Origin of the sequence: Streptomyces sp. NPDC018610, assembly GCF_044391765.1 — a bacterium.
Lineage (GTDB): Bacteria > Actinomycetota > Actinomycetes > Streptomycetales > Streptomycetaceae > Streptomyces.
The window spans coordinates 77938-102785 of sequence record NZ_JBISAL010000003.1 but is presented as its reverse complement, the minus strand read 5'-3'; the positions used below and the strand labels follow the sequence as shown (position 1 = coordinate 102785).

Here is a 24848-nt window from a genome sequence, read left to right as displayed (position 1 = left end):
TGCCCGAGGGGCGACCGCTCGATAGCAAGGTGCTGGAGGATCCGTGGACCTGTCCCTGTCGACCCGTACCGTCGGCGATCGTACGGTCGTCGAGGTCGGTGGCGAAATCGACGTATATACCGCGCCCAAGCTGCGCGAGCAGCTGGTCGAGCTGGTGAACGACGGGAATTTCCACCTCGTCGTCGACATGGAGGGCGTGGACTTCCTCGACTCCACCGGTCTCGGCGTCCTGGTCGGTGGCCTGAAGCGAGTGCGTGCCCATGAGGGCTCGCTGCGCCTGGTCTGCAACCAGGAGCGCATTCTCAAGATCTTCCGCATCACCGGTCTGACCAAGGTGTTCCCGATCCACACCTCGGTCGACGAAGCGGTGGCGGCCACCGACTGACCGCCGGCCCCGGGCCGGTGTCCGGGGCGGGAGAAGTTCTAGCGGGGGGCCGGGTCTCGGCGGCCCGGCCCCCCGGCAGCACGCCCGTAGCTCCTAGGGGGATGCATGGCCACCGTCGAACTCCGCTTCAGCGCGCAGCCCGAGCACGTCAGGACCGCCCGGCTCGTGGCGGCAGCGGTGGCGCGCAGGGCCGGAGTGGACGAGGCCGTCCTCGACGAGGTCAGGCTCGCCGTCGGCGAGGCCTGCTCCCGTGCGGTGGGGCTGCACCGGAGCGGCGGGATCGCGGCGCCGGTGACGGTGAGGCTGACCGAGGAGGAGAAGCAGTTCTCCATCGAGGTCGGCGACGAGGCTCCGCACGCCCCGCACCACCCTGGGGAAGCGTCGGGCGCCGTGGACGAGGCGGAGGCCGAGGAGGACGAGATGGGCCTCGCGGTCATCAGCGGGCTCGTCGACGACGTGCAGGTCACCAGTGGTGAGGACGGCGGGCAGATCAAGATGACCTGGCCGACCACACCACCGGCGGCCGTGCTCCTTTCCTGAGCCGTCCCCGGGTGCCTGAGCCGTCTTCGAGTCCCTGAGCCGTCCTTCGAGTCTCTGAGCCGTTCCCGAGTCGACGCCCGAGCCGACCGTTGGGCCGGCAGCGCGACGGCGTGCCGACAGGCTTTCGGTCGACGAGCCCCGTGCCACAGCGCAGCGGGGCTCGTCGGCATGTCGTCCGGTACCCACTTCACAGGCGGGCCGGCGGGACCTCGGCGACTCGGTGACCCCGCGAGCCTGAGCGCTCGATGCCCCGGCGCACCCGAATGGCCCAGTGCGCCTCGGACAGTTCAACGAGCCCCGACTGGCCCAACGAGCCCGGACCGGCCCCAGAAACCCCGGCCTGCCGAACGGCACCCGTCGGCCCGACGAGTCCTTGGTGAGCCGGTCACCTGGTGGCCCCGTATCCGAGTGCCCCGGTGAGTCCCCCTGCCCGGCCGTGACCGGCCTGGACCTGCCCGGCCGTGACCGGCCTGGACCTGCCCGGCCGTGACCGGCCTGGACCTGCCCGGCCGTGACCGGCCTGGACCTGCACGTGACCGTGACTGGCCTGGACCTGCACGTGACCGTGACTGGCCTGGACCTGCACGTGACCGTGACCGGCCTGCAGTGGCCGGCCTGCCCCCGGAACCGCCGATCCGGCCGGTGGCCACCCCGGATGGCGGAACGCGGTTGGGCCGATCCGGTGATGGAAGACCGGGCCTACAGTAGGTCTGCCATCATTTAGTGAATTCATTCACGATCGATAGCCTGATAATGATCAACGGTCAATGGTTTTGGGGCATTACCGCTTTCGGGTTCCGTGCGCACCCGGCGATCATTTGCTGATGAGCGGGTGAAGGCTGATTCCATTTACCGCACACTGTTTTGATCGGGTTCCGCTACCTACAATCCGTCCACATCTTGAGCTCAGCCCAAGCGTCAAGGAGGACGAATGGCGGGGCTTTCTACCCCTCATCAGTTTGGCCACCCCACAACCCTCGCAGCAGCCGTGCTGACCAACGACAATCGGATCATCGTGGTGGCCATCGCGGCCGTCGCGCTGGCCGCGCTCGTGGTCGCGGGCATCCTGGTGCGCCAGGTACTCGCGGCAGGCGAGGGAACCGACAGCATGAAGAAGATCGCGGAAGCGGTGCAGGAAGGCGCCAACGCCTATCTGGGCCGGCAACTGCGCACGCTCGGCGTTTTCGCCGTCGTGGTGTTCTTCCTGCTCCTGCTGCTGCCCGCGGACGACTGGAATCAGCGCGCCGGACGATCAGTGTTCTTCCTGATCGGTGCGGCGTTCTCGGCGGCCACCGGTTATATCGGCATGTGGCTCGCCGTGCGCAGCAATGTGCGCGTCGCCGCGGCGGCCCGGGAAGCGACCCCGGCCGAAGGCGAGCCTCAAAAGGATCTCACCACCGTCTCGCACAAGGCCATGAAGATCGCTTTCCGTACCGGCGGAGTCGTCGGCATGTTCACGGTGGGGCTCGGCCTGCTGGGCGCCTCCTGTGTGGTGCTGGTGTACGCGGCGGACGCGCCGAAGGTGCTGGAGGGCTTCGGCCTCGGCGCCGCGCTGATCGCCATGTTCATGCGTGTCGGCGGCGGCATCTTCACCAAGGCCGCCGACGTCGGCGCCGACCTGGTCGGCAAGGTCGAGCAGGGCATTCCGGAGGACGATCCGCGCAATGCCGCGACCATCGCCGACAATGTGGGCGACAACGTCGGCGACTGCGCGGGCATGGCGGCCGACCTGTTCGAGTCCTACGCCGTCACGCTGGTCGCCGCGCTCATCCTGGGCAAGGCCGCCTTCGGCAACGACGGACTCGCCTTCCCGCTGCTGGTGCCGGCGATCGGCGTGGTCACCGCGATGATCGGCATCTTCGCGGTGTCGCCGCGCCGCGCCGACCGCAGCGGCATGAGCGCGATCAACCGCGGTTTCTTCATCTCCGCGGTGATCTCCCTGGCCCTGGTGGCGGCCGCCGTCTACACCTACCTGCCGTCGTCGTACTCCGCCCTGACCGGCGTCACCGACGCGGCGATCCGCGGCAAGGACGGCGACCCGCGCGTCCTCGCCCTGGTCGCGGTGGCCATCGGCATCCTGCTCGCCGCCGTGATCCAGCAGCTGACCGGCTACTTCACCGAGACCAGCCGACGTCCGGTCCGGGACATCGGCAAGACCTCGCTCACCGGCCCGGCCACCGTCGTCCTCGCCGGTATCTCGGTCGGCCTGGAGTCGGCCGTCTACACCGCCCTGCTGATCGGCCTCGGCGTGTACGGGGCGTTCCTGCTCGGCGGTACGTCGATCATGCTGGCGCTGTTCGCCGTGGCGCTGGCCGGCACCGGTCTGCTCACCACGGTCGGCGTGATCGTCGCCATGGACACCTTCGGCCCGGTCTCCGACAACGCGCAGGGCATCGCCGAGATGTCCGGCGACGTCGAGGGCGCGGGCGCGCAGGTGCTCACCAACCTGGACGCGGTCGGCAACACGACCAAGGCCATCACCAAGGGCATCGCCATCGCCACCGCGGTCCTGGCGGCGTCGGCGCTCTTCGGGTCGTACCGGGACGCGATCACCACCGGCGCGCAGGACGTCGGGGCGAAGCTCACCGGTCCCGGCGCCCCGATGACCCTGATCATGGACATCTCGCAGCCCAACAACCTGGTCGGCCTCATCGCCGGCGCGGCGGTCGTCTTCCTGTTCTCCGGGCTGGCGATCAACGCGGTGTCGCGGTCGGCGGGCGCGGTGGTCTTCGAGGTGCGGCGGCAGTTCCGCGAGAAGCCCGGGATCATGGACTACAGCGAGAAGCCGGAGTACGGCAAGGTCGTCGACATCTGCACCAAGGACGCCCTGCGCGAACTCGCCACGCCCGGGCTGCTCGCCGTGATGGCGCCCATCTTCATCGGGTTCACGCTCGGCGTCGGCGCGCTCGGCGCGTATCTCGCGGGCGCGATCGGCGCGGGCACGCTGATGGCGGTGTTCCTCGCCAACTCCGGCGGTGCCTGGGACAACGCCAAGAAGCTGGTCGAGGACGGCCACCACGGCGGCAAGGGCAGCGAGGCCCACGCCGCCACGGTCATCGGCGACACGGTCGGCGACCCCTTCAAGGACACCGCCGGCCCCGCGATCAACCCGCTGCTGAAGGTGATGAACCTGGTGTCGCTGCTCATCGCGCCCGCGGTCATCAAGTTCTCCTACGGCGACGACAAGAGCCTCGGGGTGCGGATCATGATCGCGATCCTCGCGCTGCTCGTGATCGTCGGTTCGGTCTACGTCTCCAAGAGGCGCGGGATCGCCGTGGGCGACGAGGACGACGACAGTGCCGGGCAGGCGGCCAAGGCGGCCGATCCGGCGGTGGTTTCGTAAGCGGTCCCACAACGGTCCCACCGGTCCCACCGGTCTCCTTCCCGAGCCGGGGACAAGGACGGGCGGGCGGCGCGTTCGACGCGTCGCCCGCCCGTCGTGCGTCCCGGCGCGCCGCAGCCCGTGAGCCTTCTCTCGCTTGGTGCAAATGGCTGCAAGACGGTACGTAAGGTACGACCGGGCCGCAGCCGTCGCCCATGTGCCGTGTATGTTCCGGGGCCGAGAGCCATGGAAGGGACCAATCCGGTGAACAAGAAGCTCGCGGCCGCGCTGTCCGGCGGTGCGGTACTGGTACTGGCACTGACGGGATGCTCCAGCAGCAGCGCCGACGACAAGAACGACGCGCTCGACGCCTGGGCCAAGCAGGTGTGCGAGGGCGTGCAGCCGCAGGCGAAGAAGATCGAGGCCGCCAACGCCGCGATCCAGAAGGAGACCTCGGACAACAGCAGCCCGGCCGACGTCCGCAAGACCGACGCCCAGGCCTTCCAGGACATGTCCGACGCCTACAAGGCGATCGGCGCGGCCGTGAACAAGGCCGGCGTGCCCGAGGTCGACAACGGCAAGCAGAAGCAGCAGGACGCGGTCAAGGAGCTCAACGACCTCGGCGCCTCCTACGCCACGCTCAAGCAGCAGGTGGACAAGCTCGACACCAAGGACCAGGCCAAGTTCGCCGACGGCCTCAAGGACATCGCCACTCAGCTGGACAAGCTCAGCAAGAGCGGAAGCGACGCGCTGAAGAACCTCGAGGAGGGCGACGTCGGCAAGGCCATGGCCGGGCAGCCGAGCTGCAAGTCCGCGTCGGCCGGCGCGTCGGCCCCGGCGCCGGCCGCCTCCTCGGCCTCGCCGGCGAACAACTGATCCACCCGTCCGCGACACACGGCACGCGTGCGTGACGGAGGCCGCCCCGCACGCGTGCCGGAGGGCGGCCTCACACCAGAGCCGCCAGAGGGCCAGAGCGCCGGGCCCGGCGCCGACGCGGCGCGCACGCGGGCGTGCGATGTCGGTGGGAGCCGACACAATGGGGGCGTGAGTGACTCCAGCCTGCCCGTCCTGCCCGCCGCCGACCGCCCGGACATCGCCGCCCGGCTCCGGGACGCCCTGCTCGCCGTCTCCTTCACCGCCGACGGACTGCTCGAACTGCTCGGTGCGCCCGCGTACGCGGCGCTCGCCCGCAGCGAGACCGTGCCCGCGCTCCGGGCCACCCGCGGGGACACTCCGCTGGAGCTGCTCGTCCGGCTGTTCCTGCTGCAACAGCCCGTGCCGCACGCGCGCGTGGCGGGCGTCCTGCCCGTCGAGGACTGCCTGGAGACCGGCTGGCTGGTGCGCGTAGGGGACGACGAGGTCGCCGCGACCGTGGACGTACGGCCGTACGGCGGACTCGACGGCGAGGACTGGTTCATCGTGTCCGACCTGGGCTGCGCGGTCGGCGGCGCGGGCGGCATCGGCAGCCGCGAGGAGGGCGTGGTCCTCGGCGTCGGCGGAGCCTCCACGACCCTGGCCGGGATCACGGTCCGTACGCCCGTCGCCTCGGCGCTCGACCTCGGCACCGGCTCGGGGATCCAGGCGCTGCACGCAGGCCGGCACGCCACGCGCGTGACCGCCACGGACGTCAACCCGCGCGCGTTGCACATCACCGCCCTCACGCTCGCGCTGTCCGGCGCACCGGCCGCCGACCTGCGTCAGGGCTCGCTGTTCGAACCGCTCCACGAGGGCGAGACGTTCGACCTGATCGTGTCCAACCCACCGTTCGTGATCTCGCCCGGCGCCCGGCTGACGTACCGCGACGGGGGGATGGGCGGGGACGATCTGTGCCGCACGATCGTTCAGCAGTCGGGGGAGCGGCTGAACGAGGGCGGGTTCGCGCAGTTCCTCGCCAACTGGCAGCACGTGGAGGGGGAGGACTGGCAGGACCGACTGAGGTCGTGGGTGCCCCGCGGGTGCGACGCGTGGATCGTGCAGCGCGAGGTGCAGGACGTCACGCAGTACGCCGAGCTGTGGCTCAGGGACGCCGGTGACCACCGCGAGGACCCCGCGGAGTACCAGGCGCGGTACGACGCCTGGCTCGACGAGTTCGAGGCGCGCAAGGTGAGGGCCGTGGGCTTCGGCTGGATCACCCTGCGCAGGACGGGTTCCGCCGAGCCCTCGATCACCGTCGAGGAGTGGCCGCACCCGGTCGAGCAGCCACTCGGCGACACCGTGCGCGCGCACTTCGACCGCATCGCCTACCTGCGCGACAACGACGACGCGGCGCTGCTCGACGGGTACTTCCGGCTGGCCCGCGAGATCGTGCAGGAGCAGGTCGGGCTGCCCGGCGCCGAGGACCCGGAGCACGTCGTGCTGCGCCAGCACCGGGGGATGCGTCGCGCCACCACCGTGGACACGGTCGGCGCGGGCTTCGCGGGCGTCTGCGACGGCACGCTGAGCGCCGGGCGCATCCTGGACGCCATCGCCCAACTGGTCGGCGAGGACCCCGTGCTGCTGCGCGACCGCACGCCCGCGCAGATCCGGCTGCTGGTCGAACAGGGATTTTTGGAGCCGGGGAACTGAGGCGGAGCGTACGTCCCTCCCGCCGCCGGGAGCGGATCCGGACCCGCCGGGTTCCGACTTCGGCTGCGGCCCTCCGGCCCAGCCCGCTTCCAGCTCCGCCCCGCCCCGGGTCTCCCGGTCCCGGGTCCGGCACCACACAGCCCCGGGCCCGGCCCCCATCCCCGCGCCGCCCCCCGACCCGGACCAGAGGCTCCGGACCTGGACCGACGGCTCCAGACCCGGACCAGCGGATCCAGACCCGCCCCCGGCTCCCCCCGGCTTCAGCCCCCCGGCCCCGGACCCGCGCCCGGCTTCGGTGTCCCGCAGACGCGCCCCCACAGACGCGCCCGGCCGCGTGACGAAGATCCCCAGTCGTCGTCTTCCACCATTTTTCGGTCATGTGCCGCCTGTACGCGGACGGCTCCACCCGGCGACCGGGCCGCCCGGCCGCGCACGCGCCGGGCGGCCCGGTCGCCCGGCGTTCACCGTGGGTTGGCCGCCCGGTCGTCCACGGGTGCCAGCCTGCCCGACCGGGGATCCGGACGGGGAGGGGACGTACATGGAGAGCGGGCCGGCGATCTTCACGGGGACGGTGTTCGCCCTGTTCGGAGCGGTGCTGCTGGGGTGGACGGCGAATCGGGTGCGGCATCGCGCGCCGGTCGCCCTCGGTGTCGACCGGGCGGCCTCGGCGGCCCTCGTGGCGCTGGCCGCCGTCGTGTCCCTGACCCTCGGCGCATGGTGTTTCGCCCACCTGTGAGAACGGACGCATCGCTCCGGTCTCCGTAACTGGCACATCACGTTCCGCATCGGCCTGAACGTGCCGGTCAGCGGTCCGGGCGGCAGGAAGGGCGGTAGTCGGGTTACCGTTCGAGTGGCCGTTGCGGGCTTTTCCCGTTTGACACGAGGGCGGGATGTACCGTCACACTCCGCAGCGTCAGCACCACCCGACCCCGGGAAACCAACGCCTGGGGAGACCCAGCGAGACCCAGCGTCGACCGGAGAGAAGAGCGAAGTTGTCCCCGACCAGCGAGACCGCACAGGGCGGCCGCCGACTCGTCATCGTCGAGTCGCCTGCCAAGGCGAAGACGATCAAGGGCTATCTCGGCCCCGGCTACGTCGTCGAAGCGAGCGTCGGGCACATCCGCGACCTTCCGAACGGCGCCGCGGAGGTCCCCGAGAAGTACACCGGCGAGGTCCGCCGCCTCGGTGTGGACGTCGAACACGACTTCCAGCCGATCTACGTGGTCAACGCCGACAAGAAGGCCCAGGTCAAGAAGCTCAAGGACCTGCTGAAGGACTCCGACGAACTCTTCCTCGCCACCGATGAGGACCGCGAGGGCGAGGCCATCGCCTGGCACCTCCAGGAAGTGCTGAAGCCGAAGATCCCGGTCAAGCGCATGGTGTTCCACGAGATCACCAAGGACGCGATCCGGGCGGCCGTGGCCAACCCGCGCCAGCTCAACCAGAAGCTGGTCGACGCCCAGGAGACCCGCCGCATCCTCGACCGCCTCTACGGCTACGAGGTCTCCCCGGTGCTGTGGAAGAAGGTCATGCCGCGGCTGTCGGCCGGCCGTGTGCAGTCCGTCGCCACCCGGCTCGTGGTCGAACGGGAGCGCGAGCGCATCGCCTTCCGCTCCGCCGAGTACTGGGACCTGACGGGCACCTTCTCGACCGGCCGCGCCGGTGACCCCTCGGACCCGTCGTCCCTGGTCGCACGCCTGCAGACGGTCGACGGGCGGCGCGTGGCGCAGGGCCGCGACTTCGACTCGCTCGGGCAGCTGAAGACCGCGAACACCCTCCACCTCGACGAGGCGAACGCCCGCGCCCTCGCCGCCGCCCTGGAGAACACCTCCTTCTCCGTCCGGTCCGTCGAGTCCAAGCCGTACCGCCGCTCGCCGTACGCCCCGTTCCGTACGACGACGCTGCAGCAGGAGGCCAGCCGCAAGCTGGGCTTCGGCGCGAAGGCCACGATGCAGGTCGCGCAGAAGCTGTACGAGAACGGCTACATCACGTACATGCGTACGGACTCCACCACCCTGAGCGAGACGGCGGTCGCCGCCGCCCGCGCCCAGGTCACGCAGCTGTACGGCGCCGACTACCTGCCGCCGCAGCCGCGTACGTACGCCGGGAAGGTCAAGAACGCGCAGGAGGCGCACGAGGCGATCCGCCCCTCCGGCGACCGCTTCCGCACGCCCGCGGAGACCGGCCTGACCGGTGACCAGTTCAAGCTCTACGAGCTGATCTGGAAGCGGACCGTCGCCTCCCAGATGAAGGACGCGACCGGCGACTCCGTCACGGTGAAGATCGGCGGCCGGGCCGCCGACGGCCGGGACGTCGAGTTCAGCGCCTCCGGCAAGACGATCACCTTCCACGGCTTCCTGAAGGCGTACGTCGAGGGCGCCGACGACCCGAACGCCGAGCTGGACGACCGCGAGCGCCGGCTGCCGCAGGTCGCCGAGGGCGACGCGCTCGGCGCCGAGGAGATCACGGTCGACGGGCACGCCACCAAGCCCCCGGCCCGCTACACCGAGGCCAGCCTGGTCAAGGAGCTGGAGGAGCGCGAGATCGGCCGCCCCTCGACGTACGCGTCGATCATCGGCACGATCCTCGACCGCGGTTATGTGTTCAAGAAGGGCACGGCCCTGGTGCCGTCCTTCCTGTCCTTCGCCGTGGTGAACCTCCTGGAGAAGCACTTCGGCCGGCTCGTCGACTACGACTTCACCGCCCGGATGGAGGACGACCTCGACCGCATCGCGCGTGGCGAGGCCCGCGCCGTGCCGTGGCTGAAGCGGTTCTACTTCGGTGAGTCCGTGCCCGACAGCGGCTTCGCCGCGGGGGGCGAGGGCGGCGCCGCCGACGCCGGAAACGGCGACGGGGACCACCTCGGCGGCCTCAAGGAACTGGTGACCGACCTGGGCGCGATCGACGCCCGCGAGGTGTCCTCGTTCCCGGTCGGCAACGGCATCGTGCTGCGGGTCGGCCGCTACGGCCCGTACATCGAGCGCGGCGAGAAGGACACCGACTCCCACCAGCGTGCCGACATCCCGGACGACCTCGCACCGGACGAGCTGAGCCTCGAATACGCCGAGGAGCTGCTCGCCAAGCCCAGCGGCGACTTCGAACTGGGCAACGACCCGCAGACCGGCCACGCGATCGTCGCCAAGGCCGGCCGCTACGGCCCGTACGTGACGGAGATCCTCCCCGAGGGCACCCCGAAGACGGGCAAGAACGCGGTCAAGCCGCGCACGGCCTCTCTCTTCAAGACGATGTCCCTGGACACCGTCACCCTGGACGACGCGCTGAAGCTGATGTCGCTGCCGCGCGTGGTCGGCGCCGACGCCGAGGGCCAGGAGATCACCGCCCAGAACGGCCGCTACGGCCCGTACCTGAAGAAGGGCACGGACTCCCGGTCGCTGCAGTCCGAGGACCAGCTCTTCACGATCACGCTGGAAGAGGCGCTGGCCATCTACGCCCAGCCCAAGCAGCGGGGTCGTGCCGCGGCCAAGCCGCCGCTGAAGGAGCTGGGCGAGGACCCGGTCAGCGGAAAGCCGGTCGTGGTGAAGGACGGGCGTTTCGGGCCGTACGTCACCGACGGCGAGACCAACGCGACGCTGCGCTCCGGCGACAGCGTCGAGGCGATCACTCCCGAACGCGGTTTCGAGCTGCTCGCGGAGAAGCGCGCCAAGGGCCCGGCGAAGAAGACCGCGAAGAAGGCGCCCGCCAAGAAGACGGCGGCCAAGAAGACCGCGGCGAAGAAGACCACGGCCACGGCCGCCAAGAAGACCGCGGCGAAGAAGACGACCACCGCCAAGAAGACGGCCGCCAAGTCGGCCGCCACGAAGACGGCGGCCGCGAAGAAGGCGACGTCCTCGAAGACCGCGGAGGACTGACCCCGGCAGGGCCGCTTCTTCACGATTCGTTCGCGAAACGAACGCCCCGGCACCACTTCGGTGCCGGGGCGCGCACACGTTCGGACGGTCACCGCGTGCTGTCGGTGTGTCCCGATAGGCTGAACGCATGACGCGAGCCGAGCAGCCAACGGCCCACACCTCTCCTTCCGCCCCGGACGACGCACTGGTGGCGGATTCCCGCGAGCGCGCCGTCCGCGCGCTGTTGCGCCGACCGCAGCTCAAGCGACTGTGGAGCGCACAGCTGGTGGGCGGAGTCGGGGACACCCTCGCGCTCCTGGTGCTGGTCCTCCTCACCCTCCAGACGGCGGTCGCCGAAGGCTCCTTCGGCGGCGGTTACCGGGGCGTGGCGTTCGCAGTGGCGACCGTCTTCGCGGCGCGCATCGTGGCGACCGTGCTCTTCGGGGCGGTCCTCCTCGGCCCGCTCACCGCACTCACCTCCCAGGAGGGGCCGCTCGACCGGCTCTGGACCATGGTGGGCGCGGACGGAGTGCGTGCCGCGCTGCTGATCGCCGCGCCGCTGTGGATCGACTGGACGCCCGGCAACGCACTGACCCTCCTGCTGGTCACGGTCTTCGTCACCGGGATCGCCGAGCGGCTGTGGACGGTGTGCCGGGAGAGCGCGGCCCCCGCGCTGCTGCCCGCCCCGCCGCCGGAGGGCGCCACCGTCCGTCCCCTGCCGGACCACCTCGACGCGCTGCGCCGCCTGTCGCTGCGGACGACCTTCCTGGCGATCCCGCTGGGCGCCGCCGTCCTGATCGTCGCGTCCCTGTTCAACAACCTCCTCGGCACCGGCATCGCCTGGTTCGACCAGCACCAGGCGGCCCTCGCCTCCTACATCGCGGCCGGACTGTTCGCCGCCTCGCTCGCCGTGGTGACCTACCTGGAGCTGCCCGGGACGCGCACCCCCCGCGCGCGGTCGCCGCTCGAGGGGCTGCGCCGCCCGAAGACCGGCGCCGGCGTCGACAAGGGCCGGACCGGGGCCGTCCCGCTGCTCGTGCTCGCCTCCGCGGCCGTCGCCGGGGCGATCGCCGCCGCGGTCTCCGTCTGCGCGCTGCACACCGCGGACCTGGGCGGCGGCCCGGTGCTCTACGGGCTGGCCGTGCTCGCCCTCACGGGCGGCGTCGCCGTCGGCATCCGTACGGCGCCCAGGGCCCTCGTGACGCTGTCGCGGCGCCGCCTGCTGGCGCTGGCCATCGCCTTCACCGGCATCGCCCTGCTCGCCGCCGGGCTCGTTCCGGACGTCACCACCGTCCTGCTGCTCCTCGCCCTGGCCGGCGTGAGCGCCGGAGTCGCCGCCAACACCGGGCACACCCTGCTCGACCTGGAGGCCGAGGACCACCGCCGGCCGCGCATGACCGAACACCTGCACGCGGTGGTCCGGGTCTTCGTCGCCCTCGGCGCCCTGCTCGCCCCGGTGGTCGCGGCCGGAATCGGCCCGCACCGGCTGGAGAACGGCAAGTTCGTCTTCGCGCACGGCGGCGCCGCCTTCACGCTGATGCTGGTCGGCGCGCTGCTGCTGCCGGTGGCCGCGCTGGTCCTCGCCAAGGTGGACGACCGTTCCGGCGTACCGCTGCGGCAGGACCTGGTCGACGCCCTGCGCGGCGGTGACGACCCGGTGACGGCCCCCGCGGAGTCAGGCTTCTTCATCGCTCTGGAGGGCGGCGACGGCGCGGGCAAGTCCACGCAGGCCGAGGCGCTCGCCGACTGGATCAGGGCCAAGGGCCACGAGGTCGTCCTCACCCGCGAACCGGGCGCCACGCCCGTGGGCAAGCGGCTGCGGTCCATCCTGCTGGACGTGTCCTCGCAGGGCCTGTCGCACCGCGCCGAGGCGCTGCTGTACGCCGCCGACCGCGCGGAGCACGTCGACACGGTCGTACGGCCTGCCCTGGAGCGTGGCGCCGTCGTCATCACGGACCGCTACATCGACTCCTCCGTCGCCTACCAGGGCGCGGGCCGCGACCTGTCCCCGACCGAGATCGCGCGCATCTCCCGCTGGGCGACGAACGGACTGGTGCCGCACCTGACGGTCCTGCTGGACGTCTCCCCGGAGACCGCCCGTGAGCGGTTCACGGAGGCCCCCGACCGCCTGGAGTCGGAGCCGGCCGAGTTCCACGCGCGCGTGCGCTCCGGCTTCCTGGCGCTGGCCGCCGCCGACCCCGGCCGGTACCTCGTGGTCGACGCGGGGCAGGAGCCCGAGGCGGTGACCACCGTCGTCCGGCACCGGCTCGACCAGGTGCTGCCCCTGTCCGAGGCCGAGGTGAAGGCCCAGGAGGAGGCGCGCAGGAAGGCCGAGGAAGAAGCCCGGAAGAAGGCCGAGGAGGAGGCCCGGCGCAAGGCCGAGGAAGAGCGTCTGGAGCGGGAGCGCCAGGAACAGCTCGCCCGGCTGCGCGCCGAGGAGGAGGAGCGCAAGCGGCGCGAGCTGGAGGAGGCGCAGCGGCGCGAGGCCGAACGGCAGGCCGAGGAGGCCCGGCTGCGGGCCGAGGAAGCGCGCCGGCGCGCCGAGGAGGAGCGGGCCAGGGTGCTCGCCGAGGAGCAGGCGCGGGCGGAGGCCGAGGCCCGGCGCAAGGCCGAGGAGGAACGGCGCCGCCAGCAGGCCGAGGAGGAGGCCCGGCTGCACGCCGAGGCCGAGGCGCGGCGCCTGGAGAAGCAGCGCAAGGCCGAGGAGGCGCTGCTGCGGGCCGAGGAGGCCCGGCGGGCCGCCGAGCAGGCCGCGGCAGCGGCTGAGGCAGGTCCCCGCCGGCCGGTGCCGCCGGCCGCCGCGGCGCCGGCCTCGGACGCGGTGACCGTGCCGACGCCGGTCGTGACGCCGACGAACGCCTCGGGCGGCCCGGCCGACCAGACGGCCGTGCTGCCGCCGGTGCGCGACGACCGGGGTGACGGCGGGGCCGCGGACGGGTCCGCGGGCAGAGCCGCCACGCGTGGATCCGGCACGCCCGAGCCGGAGTCCGGGACCGGCTCCGCAGCGGAGGCCGAGGCCGAGGTCACGGCCGAGCTGCCGCAGCCGGCGGTGCCTCCGGTCCCGCCGGGGGCGGCGGACGAGACGACCGTGCTTCCGCCGGTGCCGCCCGCCGGGGCGGCCGACGAGACGGCGGTGCTTCCGCCGGTGCGGGACGAGGGTCCGGTGCGGGAGCCCGGCGGGGACCCCGCGGACCGGGTGCCGCCGGGGTTCTTCCGGGACGAGCGGCCGTCGGCCGCCCGGCCCGACGGCTCCGACGACCGCACGCGTGAGCTGCCTCAGGTCCGTCCCGAGGGCTCCGCGCGACGGCGGCCCCGGCCGGACTGGGCCGAGGAGACGCCGCTGGACGACCTGCCGACGCTGGCGGACGAACTGCTGGGCCCGCGCGGGGACGACGAGGAGCGCGACGAGGGCTGGGGCGGCGACGGCGGCGACGGGCGCGGACGCGGCCGACGACGCTGAGCCGGCCGGCCAGTCCGGTGGCCGGTCAGTCCGGCGGTCGGTCGACCGGCCGCCGGGTGGTCGCACGGGTACGGCAACAGCATCAGCAACGGCTGTACGGCACTGGCCGTGACGGCCGGTGCCGGGGTGCGGGCCGTGCCGGTGGGCCGCCGGATCGGCGCCCGCCGCCGAAGCGGGGCGTCCAGCCGGCCCGGGACGGTTACTGACCGCCGTCCGGCCGCCGGACCATGCCGTCGCCGGCCCGCCCGCGGGCGATCCGGGCTTCGTCCGCGGCGGGCGCCGCCTCGTCCGAAGGCGGACGCCGGCCCGCTTTGTCAGTGGCCCCCCGCACAATGGATGCCGCACCACGAAACATGACGGAAGGGCGGCGTGACCCATGAGCGTGTGGGACGACCTCGTCGGGCAGGAGAAGGTCAGCGAGCAGCTGGACGCCGCTGCCCGGGACGCCGACGCCCTGGTCACGGCGGCCGCCTCCGACGCCCCGCCGCCGGAGGCGTCGAAGATGACGCACGCGTGGCTGTTCACCGGCCCCCCCGGCGCGGGCGTCACGCAGACGGCGCGGGCCTTCGCCGCCGCGCTGCAGTGCGTGAGCCCCGACCGCGCCCTCGGCGGATCCCCTGGCTGCGGCTTCTGTGACGGCTGCCACACGGCGCTGGTCGGCACCCACGCCGACGTCAGCACGGTCGCCGCGGACGGCGCGGAGATCCTCGTGAAGGACATGCGGGACACCGTTCGCAAGTCGTACACCTCCCCGGCCAACGGCCGCTGGCAGGTGATCCTCGTCGAGGACGCCGAGCGGTTGAACGAGAAGTCGGCCAACGCCGTCCTGAAGGCGGTCGAGGAGCCGGCCCCGCGCACCGTCTGGCTGCTGTGCGCCCCCTCCGTCGAGGACGTCCTGCCCACGATCCGCTCCCGCTGCCGCCACCTGAACCTGCGCACACCGTCCGTGGACGCGGTCGCCGACATGCTCGTACGCCGCGAGGGCGTCGAGCCCGAGGCCGCGGCGGCCGCCGCCCGCGCCACCCAGGGCCACATCGACCGGGCCCGCCGCCTGGCCACCGACCCGGCCGCGCGCGAGCGCCGGGCGGCCGTCCTGAAGCTCCCGCTCCGTCTCGACGACATCGGCGGCTGCCTCAAGGCGGCGCAGCAGCTGGTCGACGCCGCCGCCGACGACGCCAAGGCGCTCGCCGAGGAGACGGACGCCAAGGAGACCGAGGAGCTGAAGGCGGCGCTGGGCGCCGCGCAGGGCGGCCGGCTGCCGCGCGGCACGGCGGGCGTCATGAAGGATCTGGAGGACAAGCAGAAGCGCCGCCGCACACGTACCCAGCGCGACAGCCTCGACCTCGCCCTGACCGACCTCACCGCCCTGTACCGCGATGTGCTCGCCCTCCAGCTCGGCTCCCGCCTGGCGATCGCCAACGCGGACGTCGAGGACACCCTGGACCGCCTCGCCCGGGGCAGTTCGCCCGAGTCCACGCTGCGCCGGATAGAGGCGATCGCGGCCTGCCGTGAGGCCCTCGACCGCAACGTGGCCCCGCTGCTGGCGGTGGAGGCGATGACCATGGCCCTGAGAGCCGGCTGACCCGAGGCCTGCCCGCCTCCCCGCCCCGAGGTCCGCCGCTTGCCCGCCCGCTCCGGAACCTGCCCGGCGACCGTCCGTGACCGGCCGTCCCCGCTGCCCACGGGCTGCCGCCTTACCACCCGCCCCGCCGCCTCCCACGGACGGCCGTCCTCCCGCCTCCTGTCCGACCGCCGTCCGTCCGCCCGTCCGCAGCCCCGCCGTCACGCACCATTGACGGCGTCACTCATACGGGGCCCAACAGCTTCGGAGCGCGTCTAAATGATCGCAGAGAGTTACGATCGCGAGATGTACTTCAGGCGCGCCCCCCGTCCGGACAGCCCACCGAGCAGCAGCCGACGCCTGCGGACCGCCCGCAGGGGCGGCTCCCTCCTGGCCGCCGCTGCCCTGCTCGTCTCGGCCTGTTCCTCCGGAAGCACCCAGCACCGGGCCACTCCCGCGGCGGAGGCGGTACTGGCCGCGCTGCCACGGTCCACGCCGGCCGCCCTGATGCCCTACTACGACCAGAAGCCGGCCTGGCGGGACTGCGGGGTCCCCGGCTTCCAGTGCGCCACGATGAAGGCCCCGCTCGACTACGCCGAGCCGTCCGCCGGGGACGTCCGGCTCGCGGTGGCCCGCAAGAAGGCCACAGGCCCGGGCAAGCGCCTGGGCTCGCTGCTGGTCAACCCGGGCGGGCCGGGCGGCTCCGCCATCGGCTACCTCCAGCAGTACGCAGGCCTGGCCTACCCCGCCGAGATCCGCGCCCGCTACGACATGGTGGCGATGGATCCGCGCGGGGTGGCCCGCAGCGAGCCGGTCGAGTGCCTGGACGACAAGGCCATGGACGCGTACACGCAGACGGACGTCACGCCCGACGACCGCAAGGAGACCGACGCGCTCGTCGGCGCCTACCAGAAGTTCGCGGAGGGCTGCGGCGCCCACGAGCCGCGGCTGCTGCGGCACGTCTCCACGGTGGAGGCGGCCCGTGACATGGACATCCTGCGCGCCGTCCTCGGCGACCGGAGGCTGAACTACGTCGGGGCCTCGTACGGGACCTTCCTGGGCGCGACGTACGCCGGGCTGTACCCGGACCGGGTGGGCCGGCTCGTCCTGGACGGCGCGATGGACCCCACCCTGTCCGCGCGCCGGACGAACCTGGACCAGACGGCCGGCTTCGAGGCGGCGTTCCAGTCGTTCGCGAAGGATTGCGTGGGGCACAGCGACTGCCCGCTCGGCGGCAAGGGCACCACGCCGCAGCAGGCCGGCGAGCGTCTGGCGGCCTTCTTCCACAAGCTGGACGCCCACCCCGTCCCCGCCGGCGACGCGAGCGGACGCCGTCTCGGCGAGGCGCTGGGCACCACGGGCGTCATCGCGGCGATGTACGACCGGTCGGCCTGGCCGCGACTGCGCACGGCGCTGTCGGCGGCGATGGACAAGAACGCCGGAGCGGGGCTGCTGGCCCTGTCCGACAGCTACTACGAGCGCGAGCCGGACGGCCGCTACAGCAACCTCATGTACGCCAACGCCGCGGTGAACTGCCTGGACCTCCCCGCCGCCTTCTCCTCTCCCGCGGAGGTGAAGAAGGCGCTGCCGGCCTTCCGGAAGGCGTCCCCCGTCTTCGGCGAGGGCCTCGCCTGGGCCGCCCTGAACTGCGGGTACTGGCCGGTGCGGCCCACCGGCGAGCCGCACCGCATCGAGGCCAAGGGCGCGGCCCCCATCCTCGTGGTCGGCACCACCCGCGACCCGGCGACCCCCTACCGCTGGGCCCAGGCCCTGGCCCATCAGCTCTCCTCCGGCCGCCTGCTCACCTACAACGGCGACGGCCACACCGCCTACGGCCGGGGCAGCCGCTGCATCGACTCCGCCATCGACGCCTACCTCCTCCACGGCACCCCGCCGGCGACCGGCAAGCGCTGCTCCTAGCGCCGTCGCCCGCCCCGGAGGCTCCCCCTCCGGGGCGGGTACGAAGCACCCCCGGAAACTGTGTAGACTTACCGACGTTGCCGATCGCACCCTGATGTCGGCAGCGCGCCGCTTTAGCTCAGATGGCCAGAGCAACGCACTCGTAATGCGTAGGTCTCGGGTTCGAATCCCGAAAGCGGCTCCGAGAGAAGGCCAGGTCAGCAAGTTGCTGACCTGGCCTTTCGCGTTGTGTGGGGGCAAGGGGCGGGGTGGGGGTGAGACCGGGGCGGGAGCTGAGGGAGAGGCTGTTGCGTTTGGATGCCCCGTGGCCGGCCCGGCGTCCGTCGGGTGTGGGGGACCACTCAGGAGCAGAGGGAGCATCCATGTGGCGACGCACGAGACGACTGATGGCCGTGGGCTTATGCGCGGCCCTGCCGGCCCTCACGGGCCTGATCGCGGCCGGACCCGCGCAGGCGGCGCCGGCGGCGGCCGCACCGGCGCCCTGCGCGCAGCCGCCGTGTGAGGGCGCCGACCCGGCCGCGGTGACCTCGTGGGCGGCGGCCCCCAGGGTGGTGAACCAGACCACCCTGCCCTCCGGGGCCCGGGTCAAGCTGATGGCGGGCAAGCCGTCCTGGGACTCGGCCACCGAGTACGCCTGGGTCGACGGCCAGCTGAACGGGGCCAAGGGCCAGGTCTGGCTGGCGTACAACTACAACATCTTCGACGCCGCCTACGCCTGGCGTAACTCCGATCACCCCCGGGCGCACCGGTCCACCTCCGGCACCACCGGCATGTTCGTGAAGTCGACGCGCCTCACGGGTGAGTACGCGGGCGGCTGTATCTCGGACGGCGTCAAGCAGGCCTGTGTAGGCGGAGTCAGAGATGCGGCGGTGAAGCTCAACACCGTCTCGCCGTGCGACCCGGTGTGCAACGTCATCGACCCGGCCACGCAGGACCTGTCCACGTGGGCCTTCGTGGACAGGCCGGACTACGACAAGGTGACCCTGCCGTCCGGGGCATGGGTGCAGCAGGTGTCGGGCCAGCCGCAGTGGGACCGGTCGCCGCGGTTCAACTGGGCCGAGGCGGGGAATCTGCCCACGGGCGCCAAGGTGTGGCTGGAGGAGTGGCAGGGCTCCGGCCGCTGGGGAGAGGTGTACACCCGCATCGATGACCCGCGGGCGCAGCTGACCGGCGACGGTTCCACGCAGGCCTTCGGGTTGAGCAACATGCGCGCCTGTGTGTCGGACGGTACGGACACCCAGTGCACGAACGACCCCGACACCGAGACGACCGAGCCCCCGAAGGCGCCGTGCGCCTCCCTGCCCTGCGAGGGCATCGACCCGGCCACGGTGACCGACTGGATGCCGCGCTCCCCGTACCAGATCGAGGACGCCAACATCTATCAGGGCGGGCGTCTGAAGATCTTCACGGGTCGGCCCGCCTGGGATCCGTCGCACGACTACTACTGGGGCGAGGCCGAACTCCCGCCGCGTGCCGGGGTGAGCGCCCAGCTGATGACGCACGTGAGCAAGGGTCTGGACGACCGGACGCAGCGGCCCGTGCCGATCGCTGGCGCGTCGCTGAGCGCGTCGGGCACCACCAAGATGTTCGCGCTCGACCCCCTCGCGCCGGGCGTCACGGAGATCGCGGGGCTCGTCAACGACGGCAAGCAGTGGGCGTTCGCGACGCACCAGGGCGACAACGTGGACCAGACGGACGTCGAAGGCACGCTCGGTCCGTGCGCCCCCGGGCAGCGCTGCACGGGTGTCCTCCCCGGCTCGGTGACCAAGTGGCGGGACGGCGCGTCGACGTGGAAGACCGCCACCCTGAAGTCCGGCGCGCAGGTGTCGCTGAAGGGCGGACTGCCGGCGTGGTCGGTGAGCGACTACTACGCCTGGGCCGAGACCTCCGGCGGCGCGACGGCCTGGCTGGAGGACAAGAGCGCGGACGGTGCGTACCAGAAGATCGCCGACGGCGGTGTGCTGGCCGCGGTCGACAGCGCTTCCGTACGGGCGTGCGTCTCGGACGGCACCGGGACGGTGTGCACGACTCCGGAGGCGTGAGCCTCCCTCCCCGGGTGCGTGCTCCTTCGCTCCGGACCGCGTGAGCTCCCCCCGTGGCCACGCGGCGGGCGAGGGACGCGCCCCACCGGCAGGACCCCGGGTCAGGCGGCAGCCGGCCCGGGGTCCTGTGCGTCGTCGGCCGGGGAGGCCGTCAGCCGAGGAGGCGGACGGGGGCGCCCGAGAGGTAGGCGGCGACGGCTTCCACCGCCTGGCCGTAGTAGCGCTCGTAGTTGGACCGGGAGACGTAGCCCAGGTGCGGGGTGGCCAACAGACGGGGGGCGGTACGCACCGGGTGGTCGGCGGGCAGGGGCTCGATGTCGAAGACGTCGACGCCCGCACCGGCGATGCGGCCCTCGTGCAGGGCCGTGAGCAGGGCGTCCTGGTCGACGATCGCGGCGCGGGCGGTGTTGATCAGGTAGGCCGTCGGTTTCAGGAGGGCCAGTTCGCGGGCGCCGACGAGGCCGCGGGTGCGGTCGCTCAGGGCCAGGTGGACCGAGACGAAGTCGGACGTCGCCAGCAGGTCGTCCTTGGAGGGCGCCAGGGCCACCCCCGTCTCGTCCGCCCGTTCCTTCGTGAGGTTCTGGCTCCAGGCGGTGACCTCCATGCCGAAGGCGAGACCGACCCGGGCCACCCGGCTGCCGATCCGGCCCAGTCCCAGCAGGCCGAGGCGGCGGCCGTGCAGGTCGGCGCCCACGGTGGACTGCCAGGGGCCGCCGGCGCGCAGCGCGCCGTTCTCCTGAACGATCCCGCGGGCGAGGCCCAGCAGCAGGGCCCAGGTGAGTTCCACCGGCGGGGTCCCCGAGCTCTCCGTGCCGCACACGGTGACGCCGTTCGCCCGCGCGGCCTCGTAGTCGATCACCGAGTTGCGCATGCCGGAGGCGATCAGCAGTTTCAGGCGGGGGAGGCGGTCCAGGAGCGAGGCGGGGAAGGGGACCCGTTCGCGCAGGGTCACGACGATGTCGGCGTCGGCGAGTGCCGCCGCGAGCGCGTCCTCCGTCGCGAAGTGCTCGGTGTGGGGGACCACTTCCACTCTGTCGCCCAGCGGCGACCAGTCGGCGAAGGCGGTCGCGGCGTTCTGGTAGTCGTCGAGCACGGCGCAGCGCAGCCGCATGTGGGTCCTCCCCCTCGGTCGGGACCGATCGGGGGCGCTTCCCCCAGTCTGTGTGATCTTCCCCCGGGCGGCCGTCACTTGGCGTCCGCGTAGCACTCCACCACCGCCGTGGTGAACGGGAACCGGACCGGGGTCTCGCCGAAGGTCAGTCTGCCCGCCAGTTCCGCGGCCTCCCGGATCGCCTCGACGACCGTGTCGGCCTCCTCCTTCGGGCAGTGGACGATCACCTCGTCGTGCTGGAAGAAGACCAGCTCGGCCGCCATGTCCCGGCAGGTGCGGCGCAGCGCGGCGAGCAGCAGCAGGGCCCAGTCGGCGGCGCTGCCCTGGACCACGAAGTTGCGGGCGAAGCGGCCGCGGGCGCGGGAGTCGGAAGAGGCGTAGCCCGGGACCCACCCCTGGCCGGCGGACGGGCCGGGGGACTGCTCGGCCGGGTCGTCCTGGGGGAGGCCCGCCTCCTGGCCGGCGTCCTCGGAGTCCGTGGCGGCCGGCGGGCAGGTCCGGCCCAGCCAGGTCCGTACGAGCCGGCCCTCCTCACCGGCCCGGCCCGCCTCGTCGACGTAGGCCACCGCGCGGGGGAAGCGGCGTCTGAGGGCGGCGAGGTTCTTCAGGCCGTCGCCGGAGGTCTGGCCGTAGACCGCGCCGAGCACGGCGATCTTGGCCTGGCCGCGGTCGCCGGCGAAGGCGCGGTCGGAGACCGACTGGTAGAGGTCGGACGCCCGGCCGGCCACCTCCATCAGGCCCGGGTCGCGGGAGATGGCCGCCAGGACGCGGGGCTCCATCTGGTCGGCGTCGGCGACGACCAGGCGCCAGCCGGGATCGGCGACGACGGCCCGGCGGATGACCTTGGGGATCTGCAGGGCCCCTCCGCCGTTGGTCACCCAGCGTCCGGTGACCGTGCCGCCCGCGAGGAACTCCGGCCGGAAGCGCCCGTCCCGCACCCAGTCCTGGAGCCAGGACCAGCCGTGCGCCACCCAGATGCGGTACAGCTTCTTGTACGCGAGCAGGGGCGCCACGGCCGGGTGGTCGACGGACTGGATCTCCCACCGGCGCGTGGACCTGACCTTGATCCCGGCCCGGGCGAAGGCCTTGACGACGTCGGCGGGCAGATCGGGCCGCACCCGGTGCCCGAAGGCGGCGGACACCTCGTCGGCGAGCTCGGCCAGGCGCCGGGGCTCGCCGCCGCCCGCGTAGCGCTCGCCGAGCAGGTCGTGCAGCACCCGGCGGTGCACGTCCGCGCTCCACGGCAGTCCGGCGCGGTTCATCTCGGCCGCGACCAGCATGCCCGCCGACTCGGCGGCGGTCAGCAGCCGCATGCGATCGGGGTGCGCGGTCCGGTCGTGCCGCCGCTGCTGCTCGGCATGGACCGTGATCAGGTCCTCCAGGGGCAGGCGGGCCCCCTGGGGTTCGAAGAGCGGGGACTGCGCGCCGGGTTCGGCGGGCCGCTGCGGCGGGTCCGGCGGGACGGGGCCGCCGCGCAGCCGGGCCAGCGCGGCGGCCGCCGAGCGGGGCTCGCCGTGATGGCCCTCGTGGCCGAGGAGGATGGTCTCGGCGTCCTCGATGTCGTAGCACCGCTCCACCCGCACTCCGGCCGCGAGCAGGCGCGGATAGACCTCGGCGGTGGACCGCCACACCCAGCGCGTCACGTCCGGCCTGCCGCGGACGGCCTCGGCGAGGTCCGCCTCCCGGCGCACCGGGCCGGCGGGCAGCCCGTCCGGACCGAGGGGTACGACCTCCGCGCCGCCTCCCTCGGTCGGCGCCAGAGCCCACCGACCGGTCATGTCAGCGAGTCTCGCAGGTGGGTCTGACAGAGGCGCCGACCTGCGTGTCCGGTGCCGTTCGCGGGGATCAGGCGGGTCCGGTCCCCGTTCCGTCCCCGGCACCCCCGTCGTCCGTCCGAGCGTTCCTGGCACCGTCGCCGTCCGTCTGCGCGTCCTCGGGACCGTCGTCGTCCGTCCGCGCGGACTGCGGCTCCCGCTGCTCGGACGTCTCGAGGAACCGCGCCAGGGCGGCCACGACGTACTCCTCGGTACGGGCCTTGGAGAGGCCGAGGCCGCTCAGGATCCCCTCGCCGTTCTCCAGCTCCAGCAGGGCCAGCAGGATGTGCTCGGTGCCGATGTAGTTGTGGCCGAGGCGCAGGGCCTCCCGGAAGGTGAGTTCGAGGGCCTTCTTCGCGGCGGGGCCGTAGGGGATGAGTTCGGGGACGTCGGCGGAGGCGGGCGGGAGGGCGGCGGTCGCGGCCTCGCGGACCCTCTCCAGGGGGACGTCCTGCTCCTGGACGGCCTTCGCGGCCATGGCCCCGGGCTCGGTGAGCAGCCCGAGGACGAGGTGTGCGGGCAGTCCCTCGGAGTTCCGGGCGGCCTTGGCCGCGTCGTGGGCGGCCATGACCACCTTGCGCGCGCGGGGCGTGTAGCGGCTGAAGCCCTGGCTGGGGTCGAGATCGGTGGACTCCTTGGGCACGAACCGCTTCTGCGCGGCCTGCCGGGTGACGCCCATGCTCCTGCCGATGTCGGTCCAGGAGGCGCCGGAGCGCCGCGCCTGGTCGACGAAGTGCCCGATGAGGTGGTCCGCCACCTCGCCGAGGTACTCGCCGGCGAGAACGGCGTCCTGCAGCTGCTCGAGCGGTTCCTGGTGGACCTTCTTGATGGCCGAGATGAGGTCGTCGAGGCGGACGGACGACCTGATGGTGGGGTTCGTCATGAGGCAACCGTAGGTTGACAGTGCCAGGGTGTCAACCGATGGTTGACAGTCACTTCGGTGTGTCCGTCGCCCACCGCCGTCGCGCCTGCCCCCGCAGCCGTTGGGTCCGCCCACACCGCCGTTGGGTCCGCCCACACTGCCGCCGTGTCCGCCGCCCACCGCCGGCGCGTCCCCGGCCGCCCCGGAACAGGAGAGCGCGGGGCTGTCCACAGGGTGTGGAAAAGTTTTGGGTGCCGACATGGCACGATCGGGGCGTGACCACGTCCAGCACCGTCGACCGCGCCTTCCGGGCCGCTCTGTACGCAGCCACCGACGACTCCCTCGACGCCGGCGCCTCGCTGCTCGCCGCCGATCCCGCGTCGGACGCCGAACTCGCCCGCAGGGGCGAGGAGTTCGTCGCGACGGCCTGGCAGCGCGGCTGGCAGCCCGGCGACCTGGCGCGGATCGTGCGGCGCGAACTCGACGACGTCCACGTCCGGATCGCCGCCGTCCTCGTGCGGGCGCAGGCCCCGCACGACCGGCCGCGTGGCCGGCGCTGGGCCGCGCAGCTCGACGAACTGGCCGCCGCACAGGAGCCGGTCACCGACCGCTTCTCGTACGCCACCGCCGTGCTGGAGCTGTACCGCCTGCTGCTGCGGCTGCCCACGCTCGAGACCCTGGACGACCTGGCCGGGCCCAGGCCGACGGCGCCGAGGAGCGAGTCCCGGATCCTCGGCCGGATACGGGCGCTGCTCGCCAAGGCCGAGGCGACCGGGTTCCCGGAGGAGGCGGAGGCGCTGAGCGCCAAGGCGCAGGAGCTGATGGCCCGGCACAGCATCGACGAGGCGCTGCTCGCCGCGCGGGCGCCGTCCCCCGACGCGCCCGGCGCCTGCCGGATCGGTGTCGAGCCGCCGTACGAGCAGGCCAAGGCGGTGCTGCTGGACGCCGTGGCCACGGCCAACCACTGCCGGGCCGTGTGGAACGAGCCCCTCGGCTTCTCCACCGTCGTCGGTTTCGAGGCCGACCTCGACGTGGTCGAGCTGCTGTACACCTCGCTCCTCGTCCAGGCCACGACCGCGATGACGCGCGCCGAGGCCGCCCAGCGGGCGGGCGGACGCAGGCGGACCAAGACCTTCCGGCAGTCCTTCCTCGCCGCTTACGCGCACCGCATCGGCACCCGTCTCGCGGCCGTAGCCGAGGACCAGGTCTCCGACGACCTGCTCCCCGTCCTGGCGAGCCGGGAGGTCGCGGTCACCGACCGGCTGGACCGGATGTTCCCGGACACGACCACCACGCGTCTGCGTGGCGTCAGCGACGCGGCGGGCTGGACGGAGGGCGCGCAGGCGGCGGACCGGGCACAGATGAAGCACCGCCCGCCGCTGACCTGAGCCCCGCTCCCGCCCTGGAACCGGACCGTC

At 72.8% G+C, this 24848-nt stretch carries 15 protein-coding genes and 1 tRNA gene; 13 read left to right on the top strand and 3 right to left on the bottom strand.

Features of this window, described 5'->3' with window-relative positions:
- Nucleotides 1-43 precede the first annotated feature (43 nt).
- From bldG to ACH5A8_RS09925, 12 genes are all read left to right on the top strand, one after another.
- On the top strand, nt 44-385 hold the full coding sequence (gene bldG / locus ACH5A8_RS09980) for an anti-sigma factor antagonist BldG (protein ID WP_009189842.1): 342 nt from the start codon (nt 44-46) through the stop codon (nt 383-385).
- Between the two features lie 105 nt (nt 386-490).
- Nucleotides 491-925, top strand: coding sequence for an ATP-binding protein (locus tag ACH5A8_RS09975; protein WP_398999980.1), 435 nt, complete (start codon nt 491-493; stop codon nt 923-925).
- Between the two features lie 931 nt (nt 926-1856).
- A complete protein-coding gene (locus tag ACH5A8_RS09970; protein WP_398999978.1) occupies nt 1857-4268 on the top strand; it encodes a sodium-translocating pyrophosphatase in 2412 nt (803 codons plus the stop codon).
- A 225-nt stretch (nt 4269-4493) separates the two neighbouring features.
- Nucleotides 4494-5123, top strand: coding sequence for a small secreted protein (locus tag ACH5A8_RS09965; protein ID WP_398999976.1), 630 nt, complete (start codon nt 4494-4496; stop codon nt 5121-5123).
- A 168-nt stretch (nt 5124-5291) separates the two neighbouring features.
- A complete protein-coding gene (locus ACH5A8_RS09960; protein WP_398999974.1) occupies nt 5292-6812 on the top strand; it encodes a methyltransferase in 1521 nt (506 codons plus the stop codon).
- A gap of 538 nt (nt 6813-7350) precedes the next feature.
- Nucleotides 7351-7548, top strand: a complete 198-nt coding sequence (locus ACH5A8_RS09955; protein ID WP_398999972.1) for a hypothetical protein — start codon at nt 7351-7353, stop codon at nt 7546-7548.
- A gap of 256 nt (nt 7549-7804) precedes the next feature.
- Nucleotides 7805-10681, top strand: a complete 2877-nt coding sequence (gene topA / locus ACH5A8_RS09950; protein WP_398999970.1) for a type I DNA topoisomerase — start codon at nt 7805-7807, stop codon at nt 10679-10681.
- A 127-nt stretch (nt 10682-10808) separates the two neighbouring features.
- Nucleotides 10809-14120 (top strand): dTMP kinase, encoded by a 3312-nt coding sequence (gene tmk / locus ACH5A8_RS09945; RefSeq protein WP_398999968.1) that lies wholly within the window; start codon nt 10809-10811, stop codon nt 14118-14120.
- Between the two features lie 376 nt (nt 14121-14496).
- Complete coding sequence (locus tag ACH5A8_RS09940) at nt 14497-15702, top strand: DNA polymerase III subunit delta' (RefSeq protein WP_398999967.1); 1206 nt, start codon at nt 14497-14499, stop codon at nt 15700-15702.
- A gap of 285 nt (nt 15703-15987) precedes the next feature.
- Nucleotides 15988-17601 carry an alpha/beta hydrolase gene (locus ACH5A8_RS09935; RefSeq protein WP_398999964.1) on the top strand — a complete coding sequence of 538 codons (1614 nt, stop codon included), beginning with the start codon at nt 15988-15990 and terminating at the stop codon, nt 17599-17601.
- Between the two features lie 107 nt (nt 17602-17708).
- A tRNA-Thr gene (locus ACH5A8_RS09930) sits at nt 17709-17782 on the top strand.
- Between the two features lie 181 nt (nt 17783-17963).
- A complete protein-coding gene (locus ACH5A8_RS09925; RefSeq protein ID WP_398999961.1) occupies nt 17964-19643 on the top strand; it encodes a hypothetical protein in 1680 nt (559 codons plus the stop codon).
- Between the two features lie 151 nt (nt 19644-19794).
- Here the strand turns inward: ACH5A8_RS09925 and ACH5A8_RS09920 are convergent, their stop codons facing one another.
- The 3 genes from ACH5A8_RS09920 to ACH5A8_RS09910 all read right to left on the bottom strand — a co-directional run bounded on the left by ACH5A8_RS09920 (nt 19795) and on the right by ACH5A8_RS09910 (nt 23451).
- Complete coding sequence (locus ACH5A8_RS09920) at nt 19795-20754, bottom strand: D-2-hydroxyacid dehydrogenase family protein (protein ID WP_398999959.1); 960 nt, start codon at nt 20752-20754, stop codon at nt 19795-19797.
- Nucleotides 20755-20828: 74 nt separating this feature from the next.
- On the bottom strand, nt 20829-22532 hold the full coding sequence (locus tag ACH5A8_RS09915; RefSeq protein WP_398999957.1) for a bifunctional 3'-5' exonuclease/DNA polymerase: 1704 nt from the start codon (nt 22530-22532) through the stop codon (nt 20829-20831).
- Between the two features lie 67 nt (nt 22533-22599).
- The gene (locus ACH5A8_RS09910) at nt 22600-23451 is read right to left on the bottom strand and encodes a Clp protease N-terminal domain-containing protein (protein WP_398999955.1); all 852 of its coding nucleotides are present in this window, start codon (nt 23449-23451) and stop codon (nt 22600-22602) included.
- Nucleotides 23452-23705: 254 nt separating this feature from the next.
- Between ACH5A8_RS09910 and ACH5A8_RS09905 the strand changes: the two genes are divergently transcribed.
- On the top strand, nt 23706-24818 hold the full coding sequence (locus ACH5A8_RS09905; RefSeq protein WP_398999952.1) for a DUF2786 domain-containing protein: 1113 nt from the start codon (nt 23706-23708) through the stop codon (nt 24816-24818).
- Nucleotides 24819-24848: the final 30 nt, after the last annotated feature.

Bases quoted from the DNA above. Each gene is read 5' to 3' on its own strand.
- ACH5A8_RS09975 (WP_398999980.1), top strand. From the start codon at position 491: ATGGCCACCGTCGAACTCCGCTTCAGCGCGCAGCCCGAGCACGTCAGG.
- ACH5A8_RS09970 (WP_398999978.1), top strand. From the start codon at position 1,857: ATGGCGGGGCTTTCTACCCCTCATCAGTTTGGCCACCCCACAACCCTC.
- ACH5A8_RS09965 (WP_398999976.1), top strand. From the start codon at position 4,494: ATGGAAGGGACCAATCCGGTGAACAAGAAGCTCGCGGCCGCGCTGTCC.
- ACH5A8_RS09955 (WP_398999972.1), top strand. From the start codon at position 7,351: ATGGAGAGCGGGCCGGCGATCTTCACGGGGACGGTGTTCGCCCTGTTC.
- tmk (WP_398999968.1), top strand. From the start codon at position 10,809: ATGACGCGAGCCGAGCAGCCAACGGCCCACACCTCTCCTTCCGCCCCG.
- ACH5A8_RS09940 (WP_398999967.1), top strand. From the start codon at position 14,497: ATGAGCGTGTGGGACGACCTCGTCGGGCAGGAGAAGGTCAGCGAGCAG.
- ACH5A8_RS09935 (WP_398999964.1), top strand. From the start codon at position 15,988: ATGTACTTCAGGCGCGCCCCCCGTCCGGACAGCCCACCGAGCAGCAGC.
- ACH5A8_RS09925 (WP_398999961.1), top strand. From the start codon at position 17,964: ATGTGGCGACGCACGAGACGACTGATGGCCGTGGGCTTATGCGCGGCC.
- ACH5A8_RS09920 (WP_398999959.1), bottom strand. From the start codon at position 20,754: ATGCGGCTGCGCTGCGCCGTGCTCGACGACTACCAGAACGCCGCGACC.
- ACH5A8_RS09915 (WP_398999957.1), bottom strand. From the start codon at position 22,532: ATGACCGGTCGGTGGGCTCTGGCGCCGACCGAGGGAGGCGGCGCGGAG.
- ACH5A8_RS09910 (WP_398999955.1), bottom strand. From the start codon at position 23,451: ATGACGAACCCCACCATCAGGTCGTCCGTCCGCCTCGACGACCTCATC.